Below are 21409 nucleotides of genomic sequence, written 5' to 3' on the forward strand. Positions count from 1 at the left end.
CTCCCAGCCCACCCACTAAGCCCGACAAAGGACGGACACCATGGCCGCACGAGCAACGAGATCGGCAACGCTGACCCGTAACCAGAGCCGCACACAGGGCCGCACCCCGCGCCGCACTGAGCACCCGGCCAACCGCGTGCGCACCATGCCGGGTGTGAAGCCGCACGTGGAGCACCCGAAGTCCCGGGGCCGCCTGGGGTCGAATCAGGTGGTGTCCGTCCGCGGGCGCCGCGTGGCCACCACGAAGGCGCGTTCCAAGTTTTCCTCGCTATCCCAGATTGCGTTGCCGCTGCTGGTGGTTGGCATCGCCGTGGCTATGATCTTGTCCGGTATCGCAACTACGCAGACGTTTGCGATCCAGAAGCTGCAGGCGCGTGAGCAGGAGTTGTCCAACGAGGTCGAGTCCCTCAATCGCGACTTGGAGGACCGCCGTTCCTCGGCGGCGCTCGCGCAGCGGGCGGACTCGATGGGCATGGTCCTTGCCGGCGAGCCGGGCGTGGTTGCGGTGAACGAGGAGGGCCACGCTGAGGAGCAGCGCCCCTACAACCCGGAGTCGGCCACCAAGCTGGTGGATGTCAACGGAGAGGGAAGCCCCACCTCCCGCGCCTCGTCGGACAACCGCGCGACGAAGGAGCTGGAAGACGCTCTGACTCAGCGTCCGGGACGCGCCGCGAACGCTCCGCGCCTTGACAATTTGGCGCCGTACCAGGCCAACGTTGCGGCCCGGCCGTAGCGGAGGGCGTGGCGCACCTAGGTATCTGCCCGGGGGCGGGGCATGATGGTTGTCGACAAAACGGCGGGTACCAGCCAGTGGATATGGGAGGTGAGCAGTGCCACGCACTCACGCTAACGCGCAGGTAAGGCCAGAGAAGCCAGCGCCGGCTTCCCAAAAGCAGATCACGGGTACGCGCGTGTATTGGCTTGCTATCGCTTTCTTGGCGGTGGCGGCCTTGCTTATTGGACGCCTGTTTTGGGTGCAGGTGATCATCGGCGACGAACTGCGTGAGCAGGCCAACGATCAACGCAGCCGCACCTATGTGGATCGCGCGCGCCGCGGCGAGATTGTGGACCGCGACGGCAACAAGATGGCATACACCATGCAGGCGCGCTCTTTGACGGTGTCTCCGGTGCAGCTGCGCAAAGAGCTCAAGGAACAGCAGGAACTTGAGATGCGTGTGGACGGCATGTCCCCGGAGGAGATCGCCGCCCAGGTCGATGCTCGCGTGGAGGACCAGCTGCGCACGATGGCCAACGAGATCCCGGGCATGATCGGCGACGGGGAAGTGGTGCGCGACGCGCCAGCGAATACCGCCACCGGCGAGCCGACCACCAAGGTCGGACAGGTCAGCGCCAAGGAGATCCTGGACAAGCTGCACGCCGACACCAGTTATGAGGTGCTGGTGCGCAACGTCGATCCGGATGTGGCCGCCACCGTCGCGGATGCGTTCCACGGCATCGCGGCGGACCACCAGGACATCCGCCAGTACCCGAACGGCGCGGTCGGCGAGAACATCATCGGCAAGGTGTCCATGGACGGCCAGGGCCAGTTCGGCATGGAAGCTTCCCGCGACGCGGATCTCACGGGCATCGACGGCCGCTCCACCGAGGACGTTTCCGCGAACGGCCAGTCCATTCCGGGCTCGCTTCGCGACGTCGTTCCGTCCGTCGGCGGCGCCCAGATCGAGCTGACCATCGACCTGGATCTGCAGACCTACGTCCAGCAAACCCTTGAGCAGGCGAAGGCCAACTCGCTGGCCAAGCAGGCCCAGGCCGTGGTGCTGGATGCCCACACGGGCGAAGTGCTCGCCATGGCCAACACGGACACGATCAACCCGAACGGCAACGTGGACCAGCAGGTCAAGCAGGGGAAGGACTTTGAGAACCCGAGTGTGTCGCACCCCTTCGAGCCCGGCTCTGTGGCGAAGGTGATTACTGCTGCCGCGGCGATCGACCAGGGGCTGACGGACCCGTACGAGGTGCACCAGGTGCCCGGGTCCATCGACATGGCGGGCATTACGGTGCGCGACGCGTGGGAGCACGGCGTCATGCCGTACACCACCGCCGGCATCTTCGGTAAGTCCTCCAACGTGGGCACCCTCCAGCTCGCTCAGCGTCTGGGGGAGGAGCGTTTCTGGGACTACCTGAACCGCTTCGGCATCGGCCAGAGCACCGGCATTGAGCTGCCCAACGAGTCCGCGGGCCTGCTGCCGGTGCTGGAGCAGTGGTCCGGCGGCACCTTCGCCAACCTGCCCATCGGTCAGGGCATGAGCTGGACCACGCTGCAGATGGCCGGGGTGTTCCAGACCATCGCGAATGAGGGCGAGCGGATCCAGCCGCGGATCATCCATAAGATTACCGGCCCCGATGGGGAGGAGATCGCGCAGGAGGAGCCGCAGCGCACCCGCGTGATCAGCGAGGAGGCCGCGCGCACCACGCTGGACATGTTCCGCGCCGCGTTCCAGGAGGACCCGGCCGGCGTCAACAACGGCACGGCCCAGGGCAACAACCTGGAGGGCTACCAGTTCTCCGGCAAGACCGGCACGGCCCAGAAGGTCAACCCGGATACCGGCGCGTACTCCAACAGCGCCTACTGGATCACCTTCGCCGGCGTCGCGCCCGCGGACGACCCGCGCTTCGTCGTCGCCGTCATGCTGGACGAGCCGCAGCGTGGCGTGCTTGAGGGCGGCAACGGCGGGCAGTCCGCGGCCCCGATTTTCAAGCAGATTTCTGGTTGGCTGCTCAACCGTGAGAACGTGCCGCTGAGCCCGCCTGCAGAGCCGTACCCGTTGCAGGACCAGTAGATACAGATGGAGGACTCACCTATGACAAGCTTGCAGCATCTCGCCGACATCGCCGGCGCGCGCATCGTCAACCCGCCGAGCGCGGACGCGCCGGTGACCTTCATCGGCCTGGACTCGCAAAACGTCGAGCCCGGCGGCCTGTTCGCCGCGCTGCCCGGCACCCGCGTGCACGGCGCGACCTACGCGTTCGACTCAGCCGCCGGCGCAATACTTACCGACGAAGCCGGGCTGGCGATTATCCAACAAACGGCCGACCGCCGCCCGGTGCTGGTGGTCGAGGACGTGCGGGCAATTTTGGGCCATGTGGCGGCTGAGGTGTACGGGCACCCGTCGCAAAGCTTCACGCTCCTCGGCGTGACCGGCACCTCCGGCAAAACCACCACCACCTACATGCTGGAAAAGGGCCTGACCGCTGCCGGCTGCAAGGTGGGGCTTATCGGCACAACCGGCACGAAGATCATGGGCCGCGACGTGGCCACGGAACTGACCACGCCCGAGGCGCCGATGCTGCAGCGCCTGTTCGCGCAGATGCGTGATGAGGGCGTCACGCACGTGGTCATGGAGGTCTCCTCGCACGCGCTGATGCTGGGCCGCGTCACCGGTTCGGACTTCGACGTCGCCGCGTTTACGAACCTCTCGCAGGACCACCTGGATTTCCACCCGACCATGGAGGATTACTTCCAGGCGAAGGCGCTGTTCTTCGAACCGGGAAGCGAGATGCGCGCCAAGCGCAGCGTCGTCTGCGTCGATGACGAGTGGGGCCAGCGCATGGCCGAGCTCGCCGAGACACCGGTCACCGTCGCCACCACGGGCGGCGCCGATGTGACCGCGGAGCTTGTGCGTATCGACGACCAAGGCCGCCAACGCATCCAGCTCACCGCCGACGAATCCCACGAGTTCACGTTGCCCATGCCGGGCGCGTTCAACGTGGCCAACGCGGCACTCGCAGCGGCCATCGCGCAGACCTCGGGCGTGGAGCTCGCGCCGTTCTTGCGCGGCCTGGAGCAGGCGGCGGTGCCGGGGCGCATGGAGCGTATCGACGAAGGCCAGCCCTTTGTCGCGGTCGTGGACTACGCCCACAAACCGGCCGCCATCGGCGCGGTGCTGGCCACACTGCGCGGCCAGGTAGAAGGCCGCATCGGCGTGGCCGTCGGCGCGGGCGGCGACCGCGATTCCTCCAAGCGCCCGCTGATGGGTGCCGAGGCCGCCAAGGGCGCGGACTTCGTGGTGGTCACTGACGACAACCCGCGCACCGAAGACCCCGCCGCCATCCGCGCGTCAGTGCTCGCGGGCGCGCGCGAAGCCGGCACCGACGCTGAAATTGTGGAGGTCAGCCCCCGCGGCAAGGCCATCGACGCGCTCGTCGAGTGGGCGCGTCCCGGCGACGCCGTGATCGTGGTGGGCAAAGGCCACGAGGTTGGCCAGCTCGTGGGCACCGAGAAGCTGCACTTCGACGACCGCGAAGAGATGCGCAGGGCAATCACAGAAAGGCAATCTCGAGCATGATCGACATGACGCTGGCGCGCATCGCCGAGATCACCGGCGGGCGCTTGAGCCCGGAAGCAGCCCCGGACACACACGTCACCGGGTTTGTGGAGTTCGATTCGCGCAAAATTGGACCCGGCGGGCTCTTCGTCGCCTTCCCCGGTGCGCGCGTGGACGGTCACGACTTCGTGGACAAGGCCGCCGAGGCCGGCGCCGCCGCGTCGTTGACGACGAGGGAGGTGGGTAGGCCTTCGGTGATCGTCGAGAAGCTGCCGCCCCGCGAGGGCGACAACTCGGACCTGGCAGCGAACGACCCGGACGGCTCCGCGGCGGGCGTGGTGGACGGCATGTCCAAGCTGGCGTCCGCTGTCGCGCGTGAGCTGACGGCCGCGCACGGGCTGACCATCGTCGGAGTGACGGGGTCTGCGGGCAAAACGTCGACGAAGGACCTCATCGCGGCTGTGCTCTCGCGCGCCGGCGAGACGGTGGCGCCCCCGGGCAGCTTCAACAACGAGATCGGCCACCCGTACACGGTGCTGCGCTGCACCGAAGACACAGACTTTTTGGTCGCGGAGATGTCGGCGCGCGGCGTCGGCCACATCGCGCACCTGGCCGCTATCGCGCCGCCGAAGATCGGCGTGGTGCTCAACGTCGGCTCCGCGCACATCGGCGAGTTCGGCTCCCGCGAAAACATCGCAAAGGCGAAGGGGGAGCTGGTGGAGGCGCTGCCTGAAAGCGGCGTCGCAGTGCTCAACGCGGACGACGATCTCGTCGCCGGCATGGCCGCCCGCACGGACGCGCGCGTGGTCACCTTCTCCGAATCCGGCAACACGGCCGCGGACTACTACGCCACGGGCGTCGAGCTCGACGCGGTCGCTCGCGCGTCCTTTACTATGCACACCCCGAAGGGAGATCCGCAGCGCGTCACGCTCGGCGTGTTCGGCGCGCACCAGGTGGGCAACGCGCTCGCCGCGGCGGCCGTGGGCACGGAGCTGGGCATGGACGCGGCCACCGTGGCCGAGGCGCTTTCCGCGGCTAGTTCGGTGTCCGTCAACCGCATGGACGTCAACACGCGCGCCGACGGCGTGACCGTGATCAACGACGCCTACAACGCCAACCCCGAATCCATGCGCGCGGCCATCGCTGCGCTGGGGTACACCGCCGCCGCCCGCCCGGGCGTGCGCTCGGTGGCCGTGCTCGGCGAGATGAGCGAGCTCGGCGTGGGCGCCACACAGGAGCATGCGCTGCTCGCGGACGAGTTGGCGCGCTACCGGGTGACCCACCTTGTGGCCGTCGGCAAGTCTGACGCGATGGCTGCGCTGATTCAGCGTGCCGGGGACAGAGGCATCCACACCACCGCCGTCGCCGACACCGACGAAGCCGCGCAGGCCGTGCGCGAGCTGTTGGCGTCCGCGCCAGCAGGGGAGGAGAATTGGCGCGAGCGCGACGACCGGGATGTTGTGCTGGTCAAGGCTTCCAACGCCGCCCGGCTATGGGTGGTGGCGGAGGCGCTCCTGCAAGGGCATACGCTTAGGTAGAAACTCGACGTAGAGAAATAGCAAGGTACAACTTCCATGGTTCAAGTTATCTGCGCCGGAATCATCAGCTTTTTGGTTTCGATCTTCCTCACCCCTGCGCTCATCCGGTACTTCAACCGGCGGGCCATGGGCCAGGAGATCCGCGAGGATGGTCCGGCGTCCCATGCCCGCAAACGCGGCACCCCGACGATGGGCGGCATCGCCATCCTCGCCGGCATCACCATGGGCTACCTCGGCGGCAGCCTCGTCGCCCTGGTCACAGGCCACGCAGCGTTCACGGCCACCGGCCTGATCGTGCTGTTTCTCACCCTGTCCCTGGGCCTGGTCGGCTTCGCGGACGACGGCATCAAGCTGTTCATGTCGCGCAACCTGGGCCTGAACAAGACCGCGAAACTGGTGGCGCAGCTCGCCATCTCGCTCATCTTCGGCTGGCTGATCCTGCGCTTCCCGGACGAAAACGGGCTGACCCCGGGCTCGCAGTTTTTAAGCTTCGTGCGCGACATTGAAACGATCGACCTGACCTTCGGCGGCGGGACGATCGGCACGATCTTCTTTCTCATTTTCATCTACATTCTGCTGGCCGCGTGGTCGAACGCGGTGAACCTCACCGACGGCCTGGACGGGCTCGCCTCCGGCACCACCGCGCTGGTGATGGCGGCGTACGTGGGCATCACCTTCTGGCAGTTCCGCAACTCGTGCGAGGCCGTGGCGGCCGCCGGCTGCTACAGCGTCCGCGACCCGCTGGATCTGGCAATCCTGGCGTCCGCAGGCTTCGGCGCCTGCGTGGGCTTCCTCTGGTGGAACGCCGCCCCGGCGAAAATTTTCATGGGCGACACTGGCTCGCTCGCGCTCGGCGGCCTGGTCGCTGGCCTGTCCGTCGGCTCGCGCACTGAGCTGCTGATGATCATCATCGGCGCGCTGTTCGTGCTCGAGGCGCTCTCGGTGGTCATTCAGGTGGTGTCGTTTAAGTCCACCGGCAAGCGCGTGTTCCGCATGGCGCCGTTCCACCACCACTTTGAAAACGGCGGCTGGCACGAAACCACCGTTGTGGTGCGGTTCTGGATCATCTCCGCCATGGCGTTCATGCTCGGCCTGGCCGTGTTCTACGGCGAGTGGCTGAACGGGGCGAACCTGTGACGCAGTCGATTTTGCCGGACTACGCCCTAGTCGCCGGCGCCGGGGTGTCTGGCCTTGGTGCGGCGCAGCTGCTCGAGCGCGCCGGCGCCCGCTTCACCGTTGTGGACGACAGTGATGCCGGCCGCGCCCGCGCCGCGGCTGCCGGCTACGACGCCTGCACCGGCGACGAAGCGCGCGCTCGCTTCCATGAGGTCGGGCTTGTGGTCACCTCGCCCGGGTGGCGGCCGGATACGCCCTTGCTTGTCGACGCCGCATCCGCCGGCATCGACGTCATCGGCGACGTCGAACTGTGCTTTCGGCTGGACCGCGCCGGAGTCTTCGGCAAGCCCCGCACCTGGCTCGTGGTCACTGGCACGAACGGCAAAACCACCACGACCGGCATGCTCGCGCAGATGATGATTGAGGCCGGCAAGGACACCGGCCTTCGAGCCGGCGCCTGCGGCAACATCGGCGTCGCGGTGGGGGAGGCGATGCTCGCGCCCGAGCGCCTGGATGTGCTGGTGGCGGAGCTTTCCAGCTTCCAGTTGCACTGGTCCTCCCAGCTCGTGCCGGATGCGGGTGTGTTGCTGAACCTGGCGGACGATCACATCGACTGGCACGGCAGTTTCGCCGAGTACGCCGCGGCCAAGGCGAAGGTGCTCAAGGCTCCTGTGGCGGTGGCGGGCGTCGACGACACCGAGGTGGCGCGCATCGCCGCCAGCACGGGACGCGACGACATTGTCGGGTTCACGCTCGGCGAGCCGGCGGACGGCCAGGTTGGTGTGGTGGGCGGACGCATCGTCGCAAAGCTTGGCGGTGCGACCGTGGATGTCGCATCGGCTGACGGCATCGAGCCCGCCGGTGCCGCCGGCGTGCTGGACGCGCTGGCCGCCACCGCGGTAGCGCTGACGCAGGGGGCCACGCCCGAGCACATCCAGCGCGCGTTGAACGCATACCAGGTGGCGGGCCACCGCGGCACGCTCGTGCACTCCGGCGGTGGGGTGGACTGGGTGGACAACTCCAAGGCCACCAACCCGCACGCGGCAGATTCGGCGCTCACCGGCGCGGGCACCGTGGTGTGGGTCGCCGGCGGACAGCTCAAGGGGGCGTCCGTGGACGCTGTGGTCAAGGCCCACGCCAAGCAGTTCCGCGCGGTGGCGCTTCTGGGCGTGGACCGGGAGCTGATCCGCACCTCGCTGCAGCAGGTGGCGCCGGAAGTGCCCGTGTTCGTCTCCGATGCGCAGGACCCGGAGCAGGCGATGGACGAGGTCGTCGCGTGGGCGGCCGCGCAGGCGCAGCCGGGCGACACCGTGCTTTTGGCGCCTGCGGCGGCGAGCTTGGACATGTTTTCCGGCATGTCTGCGCGTGGCGACGCATTCGCGGCCGCTGCAATGCGACACTGGAACCCGCACAACAAGTAAGCTCAACTAAAGGTTGAGGTTTTCTTCCGCGGTTCCAATCGAAAGGGCAGCATGACGGTTCAACGCGCACCCCGGCAACGCGCACCACGGCCGGACGCCCCATCGAAGCTCAGCGCAGGGGTCAGGCGCATTCAGGAGGCGCTCGACTCCCGGCCGTTGATCGACTACACCATGATCCGCAGCATCGTGCTCTTCCTCGCCGGCCTCGGCGTGGTCATGGTGATGAGCTCCTCTATGGCGACCTCGTTCGCCTCCAGCGCCAGCGTGTGGTCTTTGGCCGTGCGCCAGTTCGCGATGGTCATCCTCGGCCTGATCGCTTTCTGGGCGGCGCTGAAGACGCCGCCCGAGCGGCTGCGGGGCCTGAGCAATTGGCTGATGGTCATCGCTATCTTGCTGCTCATCGCCGTGCTCACGCCGCTGGGCACCGGCCGCGCCGAGGTGGGCTCGCAGTCCTGGCTGGTCGTCGGCCCGCTGCGACTGCAGCCCTCCGAGTTCGCTCGCGTGGCCATCGCGATGTGGGGTGCGAAGATCCTGTCCAACAAGGACCCCCGCCGCCTGTTCGTCCCGGACAACGGGTTTGCCGCGTTTATCTCTGTTTCCCTGCTCTGCGTGTTGCTGATTGCCATGCAGGGCGATATGGGCATGGCGCTGTCTTTCGCCGTCGTGGTGGCGTTCATCCTGCTGTTTGCGGGTGTGTCGCTGAAGGCCGTCGGCGTGGTGGCCGCCTCGGGCGTTGTGGCGCTGGTGGTGATCTTCCTCTCCGGTAGCTTCCGCTCAGACCGCTTCCACGTCTACTTCGACGCGCTGCACGGCCACTTCGACGACACCCGGGGCGTCGCGTTCCAGTCCCACCAGGGCTTCCTCTCCCTCGCGGACGGCCACATCTTCGGCGTCGGCCTGGGCCAGTCCCGCGCGAAGTGGTTCTACCTGCCAGAGGCGCGCAACGACTTCATCTTCGCCGTCATCGGCGAGGAGCTCGGCCTGTGGGGCGGTGCCCTGGTGATTGTGTTGTTCGCGCTACTCGGCTTCTTCGGCATGCGCACAGCGCTGCGTGCCCAGACGCAGTACCAGACGCTCATGGCCGCCTCGCTGACCGCGGCGGTGGTCTCCCAGGCCTTCATCAACATGGGCTACGTCGTGGGCCTTCTGCCGGTCACCGGCATCCAGCTGCCCATGCTGTCCGCCGGCGGTTCCTCGGCTGTGTTCACTCTCGGCGCGATGGGTGTGCTGGCGTCCGTGGCGCGTCACGAGCCGGACGCGATCTCGTCCATGCAGAACTACGGTCGCCCCGTGTTCGACCGCATCTTCTTCATCGCCGAGCCCCGCGCGCTCAAACAGCGCCGCCAGGCGCCAGCCGCCGCGCCGCGCCGCGAGCGCTACGGCACGCCGGTGACCCAGCCGGTCGCCGCGGCTTACCATAGGCCCCCGCACCGCCGGACCCCGCGCCGTTAGGAGAGCCATGACTTCCCAGAACTTCAGCGTCGTCATCGCAGGCGGCGGCACCGCGGGCCACATCGAGCCCGCCCTCGCAGTCGCGGAGGTGCTTCGCGACGCCTACGGGGCCAACGTTGTCGCCCTCGGCACCGAACGCGGCCTTGAAACCACCATCGTGCCGGCCCGCGGCTTCGAGCTCTCCCTGATCGACCCTGTGCCGATCCCGCGCAAAAAGCCGTGGAAGCTCGTGTCCGTGCCGTTCAAGCTGGCGCGCAGTGTGCGCCAGGCAAAGCAGGCGATGAAGCGCTGCGGTGCTGCCGCTGTCTTCGGCACCGGCGGCTACGTCTCCGGCCCGGCGTACCTGGCCGCGAAGCAGCTGGGCCTGCCGTTTTTCGTGCTGGAGACCAACGCGCTGGCCGGCATGGCCAACAAGTTGGGCGTCAAAATTGGCGGCACCGGGTTCAACGCGGTGCCGAATTCCGGCATGGACGGCGAGGTTGTCGGCGTGCCGGTGCGCCCCGGCGTGGGCGTGGACCCGGACGGCGCGAAGCGCGAGCGGGGCCTGCGCATGTGGAACTTGCAGGAGGGCCGCCCGACCATCCTTGTTACCGGCGGCTCCCAGGGCGCGGTGAGCATCAACGCGGCCCTGGCCGACGCGGTGGAGCGTCTCACCGGCGCGGGGTACCAAATCCTGCACGCCTACGGCCGCAAAAACGACGCGCCGGCGGGCCACGACCACTACACGGCCGTGCCGTACATCGACGACATGGAGGCCGCCTACGCCGTCGCCGACGTGGTGGTGTGCCGCTCCGGCGCGATGACGGTCGCCGAGAACTCCGCCGCCGGCATCCCTGCCATCTACATCCCTCTGCCGCACGGCAACGGCGAGCAGGGGCTCAACTCCGCCCACCTTGTCGACGCGGGGGCGGCCCTGCGTATCGACGATGCGGCGCTGAGCGGCGACGTGCTCGTCGACAAGCTGCTGCCTCTGCTTGAACCCGACGCCCGCGCGGCAATGCGCGCAGCCCTCGAGGACTCGGGCGCAGGAAGCGTTGCCGAGGACCTTGCCGCGCGCATTGCCGCGGCTGCTGGAAAGGACACAAAATGACAGATCTCTCCCGCGTCCACCTCATCGGCATCGGCGGGTCCGGCATGTCCGGCGTGGCGCACATCCTGCTGGACCGCGGCGCCACCGTGACCGGTTCCGACGCCAAGGATTCCCGCCCGGTGCGCGCGCTGAAAGCCAAGGGCGCCAAGGTCGCGCTCGGCCACGCAGAGGCCAACCTGGAGCTGTCCGGCGAGTTGCCCACCGCGGTGGTGACCAGCTTCGCCGCGATCCCGCAGGACAACCCGGAGCTGGTGCGCGCCAAGCGTGAAGGCATTCCGCTGCTGCGCCGCTCCGACCTGCTCGCGGAGCTGATGGAGGGATTGACCCAGCTGCTGCTCGCAGGCACGCACGGCAAGACATCCACGACTTCGATGGCGGTGGTGGCGCTGCAGGCGGCGGGGGAGGACCCCTCGTTTGCCATCGGCGGCCAGCTCAACCGGGCCGGCACCAACGCGCACCATGGCCACGGCGAGGTGTTCGTGGCGGAGGCCGACGAGTCCGACGCCTCGCTGCTGCGCTACTCGCCGGACGTCGCGGTGATCACCAACATCGAACCGGACCACCTGGATTTCTACGGCACCCGCGAGAAGTACTTCCAGGTTTTCGATGACTTCGCGGACATCGCCAAGCACGTGGTTGTCTGCCTCGATGACGACAACGCCGCCGCCTGCGGCGAACGCGCCCTGGAGCGCGGCCTGACGGTTACCGGATACGGCACCGCGGAGGCAGCCGCGCGCCACCCGAAGATCCCGGCAGGTGCCGTAATCACCAACGAGCGCCAGGACGGCGAGCACACCGTGGTCGAGGTGCAGCTTCGCACCGACCGCATCTCCGGCGACGTGATGTACACGCTCGCGATTCCGGGTCGCCACATGGTGCTCAACTCCGCGGCCGCGCTGCTTGCGGGTGCGCTCGTGGGCGCCGCCCCGGAGAAACTCGCCCAAGGCCTGAGCGAGTTTACCGGCGTGCGCCGCCGTTTCGAGTTCAAAGGCGAGGTGGGCGGAACCCGCGTCTACGACGACTACGCCCACCACCCGACGGAAGTCGACGCCGTGCTCACCGCCGCGCGCGACAAGGTTGAGGCCGAGGGCAGCGGCGCCCGCGTGGTGGTCTGTTTCCAGCCCCACCTGTACTCGCGCACCCAGGAATTCGCCGAGGAGTTCGCCGAAGCACTTTCGCTGAGCGACGAATGCGTGCTGCTGGACATTTTCGCCGCCCGTGAAACGCCGGTGGAGGGTGTGACTTCCCGGATCATCGCCGAGAAGATGACCGTGCCGGTGCATCTGGAGCCGGACTTCTCGGCGGCGCCCGCGACCGTGGCGTCGCTAGTGAAACCCGGCGACCTGGTGCTGACCATGGGGGCGGGCAGTGTGACCATGCTTGCGGACGAGATCCTCGACGCCCTGCAGGAGGCATAGGATGTCGCGCCGCGCCATTGCGATTGTCGCCGGCTGCGTCGCACTTGTGCTCGCGGTTGTGGCGGTGCTGCCGTTTACCCCGGCCATGCCCGTCGACGACGTCAACGTCGAGGGGGCGGTGAACCTGCCCGCCGAGGAGGTGAAATCGCTTTCCGGCGTGGAGACGGGCACCCCGATGGGGCGGGTGGATGTGCGCAGGGCCGCCCAGGACGTGGCCGCCAACCCGTGGGTGGACTCGGTAACGGTGAAGCGCAACTGGCCCAACGCGGTGGATGTCACGGTGGTGGAGCACACCCCGGTGGCTTGGATCGACCAGGGCGGCGAGCCGCACCTGATCAACAGTGAGGGCAAGGATTTCGTTGTGGCCCAGCCGCCGGTGGGGGCCGTGCAGCTCGTCGGCATCAGCGAAGAGCAGCTGCCCAAGGCAGTGGAGGTGGCCTCCGCGATCACGGACGTGGCCCGCCCACAGGTCCGCGAATTGACCCGCGACGGGGACCACAGTTTCGTGCTCAAGCTCGACGGCGACAGGACAGTTACGTGGGGTGCGTCCGAGGACAACCGGAACAAAGCGCTTGCGCTTGAGACGGTGCTGCAGCTGGACGGAAAAACATTCAACATTTCCAACCCAGAACTGGTCACTTCGCGCTAAAATCGCAGGTCACAACCCTAAAGTACAGGTTTAGGGTTGTGACACGCCGACCCAGAAAACAAAAAACCGCGCACTTTCGCACAAGATGGGAAGCAACTTCAAAAACCAACTTGTGAAAGGCGAGACCACCACTATGACCTCTCCCGCCAACTACCTCGCCATGATCCGCGTCGTCGGTGTCGGCGGCGGCGGCGTGAACGCCGTCAACCGCATGATCGAGGAAGGCCTCAAGGGCGTTGAGTTCGTCGCCATCAACACGGACTCCCAGGCACTGCTGTTCACAGATGCCGACACGAAGCTCGACATCGGGCGCGAGGCCACCCGCGGCCTCGGCGCGGGCGCGAACCCTGAGGTAGGCCGCACTTCCGCCGAGGACCACAAGCAAGAGATTGAGGAATCCCTGAAGGGCTCCGACATGGTCTTCGTCACCGCCGGTGAGGGTGGCGGCACCGGCACCGGCGCCGCCCCGGTGGTCGCCGGCATTGCCAAGAAGATGGGCGCGCTGACTATCGGCGTGGTCACCCGCCCGTTCACCTTCGAAGGCAAGCGCCGCACCCGGCAGGCGCTCGAGGGCATCGAGAACCTCAAGGAAGTCTGCGACACCGTCATCGTCATCCCGAACGACCGCCTGCTGCAGCTGGGCGACGCCGAGCTTTCCATGATGGAGGCCTTCCGTGCGGCGGATGAGGTGCTCTACAACGGTGTCCAGGGCATCACCAACCTCATCACCATCCCGGGCATGATTAACGTCGACTTCGCGGACGTGCGCTCCGTCATGGCCGACGCCGGCTCCGCTCTGATGGGCGTCGGTTCCGCCCGTGGCGACAACCGCGTGATGACGGCTACCGAGCAGGCCATCAACTCCCCGCTGCTGGAAACCACCATGGAGGGCGCCAAGGGCGTGCTCATCTCCGTCGCCGGCGGCTCCGACCTGGGCCTGATGGAGGTCAACAACGCGGCCTCCATCGTGGAGGAAAAGGCCGACGAGGACGCCAACATCATCTTCGGCACGATTATCGACGACAACCTGGGCGACGAGGTCCGCGTGACCATCATCGCCACCGGTTTCGACGAGAAGGCCAACGCCCGCACGGCTGAGCCGGTGGAACAGGAAGCGCCGCAGCCGGAGCAGACCTCCACCAAGGTCGTCGAGGCCGAGCCGGCAAAGAAAGAGGAGTACCAGCCGCGCCACCGCTACGAGCCGTCCACCCGCAGCGGCCTGTTCACCGAGCGCGACCGTGAGCCCCGCGAGCCTCGCGAGCCCCGCGACGGCGGCTTTGACGGCGGTTTCGATGACGTCGATGTGCCGGACTTCATGCGCTAGTTAAGCTGGCAGGCATGCCAGATCTTTCCACTCGCCCCGTCCGCATGGTGTTCACTTCCCGTGCGGGCGGGGTTTCTGCTGCCCCTTACGACTCGTTCAACCTTGGCACCCACGTCGGCGACGACGCCTCTGACGTCGCCGCGAACCGCGCCAGGCTCGCTGAAGTGCTCGGCCTGCCCGAGGAGCGCTTCGTGTGGATGGAGCAGCTGCACACCAACACCGTCACACTTGTCGACGGACCTTCGGCCACCCCCGTGGAAGCCACCGATGCCCTCGTCACCAGGCAAAAGAACCTGGCCCTGTGCGTGCTCGTGGCGGATTGCACCCCGGTTTTGCTGTCCGACCACACCGCCGGCGTTATCGGCGCGGCGCACGCGGGGCGCATGGGAGCGCGCAACGGAATCGTGAAAAACACCGTCGAGGCGATGGTGGAACTTGGCGCCGAGCCCTCGCGCATTCAAGTGCTGCTGGGGCCGGCCGCCGCCGGGGAGTCGTATGAGGTCCCGGAAGGGATGGCTTTAGACGTCGAGAAGCATTTGCCCGGCTCCCGCACCCGCACAAAGAAGGGCACCCCAGGCATCGACGTGCGCGCCGGGCTGGTGCGCCAGCTGCTTTGCCTGGGCGTGACCCACATCGACGCGGACCCGCGCGACACCATCACCGACAAGGATTTCTTCTCCCACCGACGAGAAGGTGTAACCGGGCGGCAGGCTGGCGTAATTTGGATGCCTAATGTCTGATCTCGCAAGAAACCTCGACACTGTCCGCCAACAGATCCGCGACGCGGAGCGTGCCGCCGGCCGCGAAGAAGGCAGCGTGGCACTGCTGCCGGTGACGAAGTTCCACCCGGTAGAACGCATCGAAGAACTCGCTTCGCTCGGCATCGCGCTGGTGGGGGAGAACCGCGAGCAAGAAGCCCGCGACAAGGCTGCCGAGCTTGAAGGCCGCTGCGGCATCGCCATGATCGGCCAGATTCAATCCAAGAAGGCCAACTCGGTGGCGCGCTGGGCCTCCGAGGTGCACTCGCTGGATTCGCTCAAGTTGGCCCACGGGCTCGACCGAGGCATGGCGCTCGCGCTCGAGCGCGGCGATCGCACAGGCAAGATCCTGCCGTGCATGGTGCAGCTGTCTTACGACGGCGACTCTGCCCGCGGCGGCGCACACCTCGACGACGTGCCTGCAATCGTGGAAGCTGTGGAGGAAGCTGAGCACCTTGAAATGGCCGGCTTCATGGTCGTGCCGCCGCTGGATTCGCAGCCGCGCGAGGTGTTTACTCAGGCGCGCTCGTTGACAGATGACTACGCCGTCGAGCTCAACCGCAACTTGAGACTTTCCGCAGGTATGAGCGGTGATTTCGTCGACGCCATCGCCTGCGGATCCGATATCGTGCGTGTCGGAACAGCCCTCCTCGGGCCCCGGCCCGTAGTCTAAAATCCACCGCGAATCACCCCATAAAAGGAGCCGCCCGCATGTCCTTCTTTGACAGTGCTAAAGACTTTTTCGGCCTCGGCCCCGTGGAAAACGCCGAGGACGACGCGTACTACGACGACCCGCAGTACAACTCAAACACCGCCGGTTCTACCGCGTATGACCGCACCCCGCGCGCCGAGCGCCCGTCCCGCATGGACCGCCCCGCCCCCCGCGATTACGGCCGCGAAGCTGTCCGCCCGAGCTACCGCTCCACTCCGCATATCGTGACCGCCGCGCCGCGCAACTACAACGACGCCAAGGAGATCGGCGAGCCGTTCCGTGACGGCGACGCTGTGGTCATGGACCTGACCGACTTGGACACCGCCGACGCGAAGCGCATCGTGGACTTTGCCGCTGGCCTGTGCTTTGCCCTGCGCGGCAGCATGCACAACCTCTCCCGCGGCGTCGAGACGCGCAAGCGGATGTTCGCTATCGTGCCGGAGAACGCGAACCTGGAGAAAGACGACCTCAAGCGTGCTGCTGGCTTGCGCTAGCCGGTAGGGTGGTTCGGCGTGGCACTTTTCGGAGCAATCATCTACGCCCTTGTGGGGCTGTACTCGCTTTTGGTTATCGTACGCATCATCATCGAGATGGTGCAGGCGTTTTCCAAGCAGTTCGACCCGCCGCACTGGTTCATCATGGTGGCCGAGCCCATCTTCCGGATGACGGATCCGCCAGTGAATGCGCTGCGCAAACTTATCCCGCCGCTGAAGCTCGGCGGTAGCGGGGTGGGCCTGGATGTGAGTGTCATTGTCCTGTTTTTCATCCTTATGCTCATTCAGATGCTCATCGGCGCCGTGCTAATTAATCCGGCGCTGCAGTAGCTTTACTTGAGCTTTAACCCGGCTTTACAGCTAGGCTGGGCTACACTCGTCGAGCGAAACCGTTACAATTCAGCAAATAATGCTTCGCGCTAGCGAGTACTCACACGATTATCGAAGGGAACGCAAATGCCGCTGACACCAGCTGACGTGCACAATGTCGCTTTCAGCAAGCCGCCGATTGGCAAGCGAGGCTACAACGAGGATGAGGTTGACCAGTTCCTCGACCTCGTGGAGGACACGCTTGCTCAGCTGCAGGATGAGAACGACGAGCTGCGTTCCCGTCTTGAGGAAGGCGGCACGGACGCAGTTGCTGCAGCGCCGGTGAAGCGTTCCGAGGACTCCGAGAAGGTCGACGAAGCTGCCATCCGTCGCGAGGTGGAGCAGAAGGTCCGCGCTGACTTCGAGTCGCAGCTGCGTTCCGCGAAGCAGGCGCAGGAGAAGGCTGAAGCTGAGGCCCGCTCCGCCAAGGACGAGGCCGCCAAGGCCCGCAAGCAGGCTGAGGAAGCCGAGAAGGCCCCGAAGCAGGCGACCGCCCCGGCCGCTGCCGCGTCCCAGCCGGCTAGCAGCGACGTCTCCGCCGACACCCACGTGCAGGCGGCCAAGGTGCTCGGCCTCGCGCAGGAGATGGCGGACCGACTCACCAGCGACGCGCAGGCAGAGGCTTCCTCCATGCTGGCCGACGCTCGCGCTGCTGCAGAGCGCGAGATCGCCGAGGCTGAGTCCAAGTCCAAGAAGCAGATCGAGGACGCGCAGACCCGTTCCCGCACCCAGCTGCAGGATGCGGAGACCCGCTCCAAGCAGCTGGTCACCGACGCCCAGAAGAAGGCCGAGGAGACCACCAACGAGGCGAACTCCCGTGCCGAGGCGCAGATCCGCCAGGCTGAGGAGCAGGCGAACAAGCTCAAGGCTGACGCCGAGCGCAAGCACACCGAGATCATGAACACGGTGAAGCAGCAGCAGACCGCACTGGAGAACCGCATCGCGGAGCTGCGCACCTTCGAGCGCGAGTACCGCACGCGCCTGAAGACGCTGCTGGAATCCCAGCTGGAAGAGCTGGAGTCGCGCTCCAGCACCGCGCCGAACGAGAAGTAGTTCCTGGCTCTTCACAAACGCCCAGCATCCCTGTAGGATGCTGGGCGTTACTCGTAACACGCAACGATCCGGCCATCACCGGGGAGCGTATCCGGAAGAACGGCTTGTGCTTAATAGACCCGGACGTCACACACGGAAGACGTAACTTCCTTCACCGCAATGAAGTGGGGGCGCATCGCGCGCCCCAAGCAGGGTGGTACCGCGCAGCAATGCGTCCCTGCACGGCTGAAGGAGTGATGTCATGGTTGGCAACGTTTACCCCAAAGTGGACATGACCGGCGGCAGCGACCGCTTCCCGGAGATGGAGCGCGTCGTCCTGGACTACTGGAACACGGACGGCACGTTCAAGGCGTCCCTGGATCAGCGTGAGGGCTGCGAGGAGTACGTGTTCAACGACGGCCCGCCGTTCGCTAACGGCATGCCTCACTACGGCCATCTCCTCACCGGCTATGTCAAGGACATCGTGCCGCGTTTCCGCACCATGTCCGGTTACCACGTGCCGCGGGTGTTCGGCTGGGATTGCCACGGCCTGCCCGCAGAGCTTGAGGCGGAAAAGCAGCTCGATATCACCGACAAAGCCCAGATCGAGGACATGGGCCTGGAGAAGTTCAACGAGTACTGCGCCAAGTCCGTCATGCACTACGCGGGCGAGTGGGAGGACTACGTAACCCGCCAAGCCCGCTGGGTGGACTTCGAAAACGGCTACAAGACCATGGACCCGGAGTACATGGAGTCCGTCATGTGGGCGTTCAAGGAGCTGTACGACAAGGGCCTGATCTACCAGGGCTTCCGCGTCCTGCCGTACTCCTGGGCCGAGCACACTCCGCTGTCTAACCAGGAGACCCGACTGGACGATTCCTACCGTGACCGTCAGGACCCCACCGTCACGGTCACCTTGCCGTTCACCGGTGGGCGTGCAGGTTACGCGGCGGAAACGACGTGGGCCGAGCACCCTGAGCTTCACGACGCCGCAGCTATCGCCTGGACCACGACCCCGTGGACCCTGCCGTCCAACTTGGCGCTGGCTGTCCACCCCGAGGTGGAGTACTCGCTTGTCAAGGTCGGTGCGGATGGGGCCGAAGGGTTCGTCGATAAGCAATTGCTTCTTGCCTCGACCCTGCTGGGCGCCTACGCGAAGGAGCTCGGTGAATACGAGGTTGTCGCGACGTTTACCGGCGCACAGCTGGAGGGCCTGGAGTACGAGCCGGTCTTCGACTACTTCCGCGACCACGACAACGCGTTCATGATCCTCAACGCGGACTACGTGACCACCGAAGACGGCACCGGCGTGGTGCACCAGGCACCCGCCTTCGGTGAGGACGACATGCTCACCTGCCAGGAATACGGCATCGACCTGGTCATCCCGGTCGACGCCGACGGCAAGTTCACCTCGCTCGTGCCGGAGCACGAGGGCAAGCTCGTCTTCGACGCGAACCGCGACATCATTCGCGACCTGCGCGCCAAGGGCCGCGTCGTGCGCGACCAGACCATCGTGCACTCCTACCCGCACTCCTGGCGCTCCGGCGAGCCGCTGATCTATATGGCGCTGCCGGCGTGGTTTGTGAAGGTCACCGACATCCGCGACCGCATGGTGGAGCTGAACCAGGAAATCGAGTGGATCCCGTCGCACATCCGTGACGGCCAGTTTGGCAAGTGGCTGGAAGGCGCGCGCGACTGGAACATCTCGCGCACCCGCTACTGGGGCTCGCCGGTGCCGGCGTGGGTTTCCGACAACCCGGACTACCCGCGCGTGGACGTCTACGGTTCCCTGGATGAGCTGGAGCGCGACTTCGGCACCCGCCCGAAGTCCCTGCACCGCCCGCACATCGACGAGCTGGTGCGCCCGAACCCGGACGACCCGACCGGCAAGTCCATGATGCGCCGCGTGCCGGACGTTTTGGACTGCTGGTTCGAGTCTGGCTCCATGCCGTTCGCGCAGTACCACTACCCGTTTGAGAATCGCGAAGAGTTCGACACCCGCCAACCCGCGGACTTCATCGTGGAGTACTCTGGCCAAACCCGCGGCTGGTTCTACGTGCAGCACGTGCTGTCCACCGCACTGTTCGACCGTGTGGCGTACAAAAAGGTCGTCGCTCACGGCATCGTGCTGGGCTCGGACGGGCAGAAGATGTCCAAGTCGAAGGGCAACTACCCGAACGTGATGGAGGTCTTCGACCGCGACGGCTCCGACGCGATGCGCTGGTTCCTCATGTCCTCGCCGATCCTGCGCGGTGGCAACCTGATCGTTACCGAGCAGGGCATCCGCGAGGGCGTGCGCCAGGCGCTGCTGCCGATCTGGAACGCGTACACGTTCCTGCAGCTGTACTCGTCTTCGGACGCCCAGTGGTCCGTCGATTCCGACAACGTGCTCGACCGCTACATCCTGGCCAAGACGCACGACATGGTGGCAGCTGTGGGCGAGGCGCTCGACGACACCCGCATCGCCGACGCCTGCGACGTGGTGCGTCGCTTCGCTGACACGTTGACCAACTGGTACGTGCGCCGCTCCCGCGACCGCTTCTGGGAGGGCCAGGAGGCGCACCCGGAGGCGTTCAACACGCTCTACACGGTGCTCGAAGTCGTTTCCCGCGCGGTGGCGCCGCTGCTGCCGTACGTCTCCGAGGTCATCTGGCGCGGGCTCACCGGCGGCCGTTCGGTGCACCTGACGGACTACCCGCAGGCCTCCGAGTTGCCGGCGGACGCTGAGCTGGTCGCCGCCATGGATGCGACGCGCGCGGTGTGCTCTGCGGCGTCGTCAGTGCGCAAGGCGAACAAGCTGCGCAACCGCCTGCCGCTGCCGAAGCTCACCGTCGCCCTGCCGGATTCGGCCAAGCTCGAGGCGTTCCGCTCCACCATCCGCGACGAGGTGAACGTGAAGGACGTCGCTTTGACTGACGACGTCGACGCGGCCGGATCCTTCGAAGTCGTGGTCAACGCCAAGGTGGCTGGCCCGTCGCTGGGTAGGGACGTGCAGCGCGCCATCAAGAACGTCAAGGCCGGCAACTACGAGCGCCGCGGAGACGATGTGGTGGTCGACGGCGACATCGTGCTCACCCCGGAGCTTTACACCGAGCGTCTGGTGGCGGAGAACCCGGAGAGCACCGCGCGTGTCGACGCCGACGGCACCGTCGGCCTGGTCGTCCTCGACACCGAGGTCACCGAGGAACTCGAGGCTGAGGGCTGGGCTGCCGACGTGATCCGCGGTCTGCAGGATGCCCGCAAGCGCGAGGGCTTCGACGTTTCCGACCGCATCGCTGTGGTGCTGGCCGTGCCTGCGGAGAAGGAGGCGTGGGCCCGCACCCACGCCGGCCACATCGCCGCCGAGACCCTGGCGACATCCTTCGACGTGGTCACCGAGCCGGTCGAGGGTCACGACGTCATCGATGGCGTGACCGCCACTGTTCGTAAGAACAGCTAGGCCTGGGGGCTGGGGCCTCACTCGTGTGGAGTGGGGCCCCTTTTTTGCGTTCTCAGCAGGGGAGGCGCACCGTCGCTCGATAATGCGCACTATGCAGCTGCATAGTTTTTGATGCCAGCTATGAGGTGGCACCCACTATGCAGCTGCATAGTTTTTTGGGGCGTTTGTGTGGGGAGTCGACTATGCAGCTGCATAGTTCTTCTTGCCAATGCTGGGTTTGCACCAACTATGCAGCGGCATAGCTTTTTTGGGGGTGTGGGGTGCGCACTATGCAGCGGCATAGCGAATGGGGTTTATGTTCGAGCCCCGGG

The 21409-nt window shown here is 66.4% G+C and carries 17 protein-coding genes; all 17 read left to right on the forward strand.

Annotation, left to right across the window (positions count from 1 at the left end; all coding sequences use genetic code 11):
* Window positions 1–40: 40 nt before the first annotated feature.
* Window positions 41–733: a hypothetical protein gene (locus MHX64_RS09365; protein ID WP_239356758.1), complete on the forward strand. Its 693-nt coding sequence runs from the start codon at window positions 41–43 to the stop codon at window positions 731–733.
* 178 nt (window positions 734–911) lie between these two features.
* Window positions 912–2801, forward strand: coding sequence for a penicillin-binding protein 2 (locus tag MHX64_RS09370; RefSeq protein WP_239356757.1), 1890 nt, complete (start codon window positions 912–914; stop codon window positions 2799–2801).
* A 21-nt stretch (window positions 2802–2822) separates the two neighbouring features.
* Window positions 2823–4307 (forward strand): UDP-N-acetylmuramoyl-L-alanyl-D-glutamate--2,6-diaminopimelate ligase, encoded by a 1485-nt coding sequence (locus MHX64_RS09375; RefSeq protein ID WP_239356755.1) that lies wholly within the window; start codon window positions 2823–2825, stop codon window positions 4305–4307.
* On the forward strand, window positions 4304–5824 hold the full coding sequence (gene murF, locus MHX64_RS09380; RefSeq protein WP_239356753.1) for a UDP-N-acetylmuramoyl-tripeptide--D-alanyl-D-alanine ligase: 1521 nt from the start codon (window positions 4304–4306) through the stop codon (window positions 5822–5824). The genes MHX64_RS09375 and murF overlap by 4 nt, the downstream gene beginning before the upstream one ends.
* 36 nt (window positions 5825–5860) lie before the next feature.
* On the forward strand, window positions 5861–6961 hold the full coding sequence (gene mraY / locus MHX64_RS09385) for a phospho-N-acetylmuramoyl-pentapeptide-transferase (RefSeq protein WP_194559554.1): 1101 nt from the start codon (window positions 5861–5863) through the stop codon (window positions 6959–6961).
* Window positions 6958–8361, forward strand: coding sequence for a UDP-N-acetylmuramoyl-L-alanine--D-glutamate ligase (murD, locus tag MHX64_RS09390; protein ID WP_239356751.1), 1404 nt, complete (start codon window positions 6958–6960; stop codon window positions 8359–8361). Before mraY ends, murD begins: the two co-directional genes overlap by 4 nt.
* Window positions 8362–8412: 51 nt before the next feature.
* Complete coding sequence (locus tag MHX64_RS09395; protein WP_239356749.1) at window positions 8413–9813, forward strand: FtsW/RodA/SpoVE family cell cycle protein; 1401 nt, start codon at window positions 8413–8415, stop codon at window positions 9811–9813.
* A gap of 7 nt (window positions 9814–9820) precedes the next feature.
* Window positions 9821–10903 carry an undecaprenyldiphospho-muramoylpentapeptide beta-N-acetylglucosaminyltransferase gene (murG, locus tag MHX64_RS09400; protein ID WP_239356748.1) on the forward strand — a complete coding sequence of 361 codons (1083 nt, stop codon included), beginning with the start codon at window positions 9821–9823 and terminating at the stop codon, window positions 10901–10903.
* Window positions 10900–12321, forward strand: coding sequence for a UDP-N-acetylmuramate--L-alanine ligase (murC, locus tag MHX64_RS09405; protein WP_239356747.1), 1422 nt, complete (start codon window positions 10900–10902; stop codon window positions 12319–12321). Before murG ends, murC begins: the two co-directional genes overlap by 4 nt.
* Window position 12322: 1 nt before the next feature.
* A complete protein-coding gene (locus tag MHX64_RS09410; RefSeq protein WP_194559549.1) occupies window positions 12323–12970 on the forward strand; it encodes a cell division protein FtsQ/DivIB in 648 nt (215 codons plus the stop codon).
* A 133-nt stretch (window positions 12971–13103) separates the two neighbouring features.
* Window positions 13104–14294 carry a cell division protein FtsZ gene (ftsZ, locus tag MHX64_RS09415; RefSeq protein WP_063938856.1) on the forward strand — a complete coding sequence of 397 codons (1191 nt, stop codon included), beginning with the start codon at window positions 13104–13106 and terminating at the stop codon, window positions 14292–14294.
* A 14-nt stretch (window positions 14295–14308) separates the two neighbouring features.
* Complete coding sequence (gene pgeF, locus MHX64_RS09420; protein WP_239356745.1) at window positions 14309–15034, forward strand: peptidoglycan editing factor PgeF; 726 nt, start codon at window positions 14309–14311, stop codon at window positions 15032–15034.
* Window positions 15027–15725 carry a YggS family pyridoxal phosphate-dependent enzyme gene (locus tag MHX64_RS09425; RefSeq protein ID WP_239356744.1) on the forward strand — a complete coding sequence of 233 codons (699 nt, stop codon included), beginning with the start codon at window positions 15027–15029 and terminating at the stop codon, window positions 15723–15725. Before pgeF ends, MHX64_RS09425 begins: the two co-directional genes overlap by 8 nt.
* Window positions 15726–15763: 38 nt before the next feature.
* Window positions 15764–16258: a cell division protein SepF gene (locus tag MHX64_RS09430; RefSeq protein ID WP_239356743.1), complete on the forward strand. Its 495-nt coding sequence runs from the start codon at window positions 15764–15766 to the stop codon at window positions 16256–16258.
* Window positions 16259–16276: 18 nt separating this feature from the next.
* Window positions 16277–16588 (forward strand): YggT family protein, encoded by a 312-nt coding sequence (locus MHX64_RS09435; protein WP_194559546.1) that lies wholly within the window; start codon window positions 16277–16279, stop codon window positions 16586–16588.
* A 126-nt stretch (window positions 16589–16714) separates the two neighbouring features.
* Window positions 16715–17680 (forward strand): DivIVA domain-containing protein, encoded by a 966-nt coding sequence (locus MHX64_RS09440; protein ID WP_239356742.1) that lies wholly within the window; start codon window positions 16715–16717, stop codon window positions 17678–17680.
* Between the two features lie 241 nt (window positions 17681–17921).
* Window positions 17922–21098, forward strand: coding sequence for an isoleucine--tRNA ligase (gene ileS / locus MHX64_RS09445; protein ID WP_239356741.1), 3177 nt, complete (start codon window positions 17922–17924; stop codon window positions 21096–21098).
* Window positions 21099–21409: the final 311 nt, after the last annotated feature.

It is taken from the genome of Corynebacterium sp. ACRPZ (assembly GCF_022346205.1).
Taxonomy (GTDB): domain Bacteria; phylum Actinomycetota; class Actinomycetes; order Mycobacteriales; family Mycobacteriaceae; genus Corynebacterium; species Corynebacterium lehmanniae.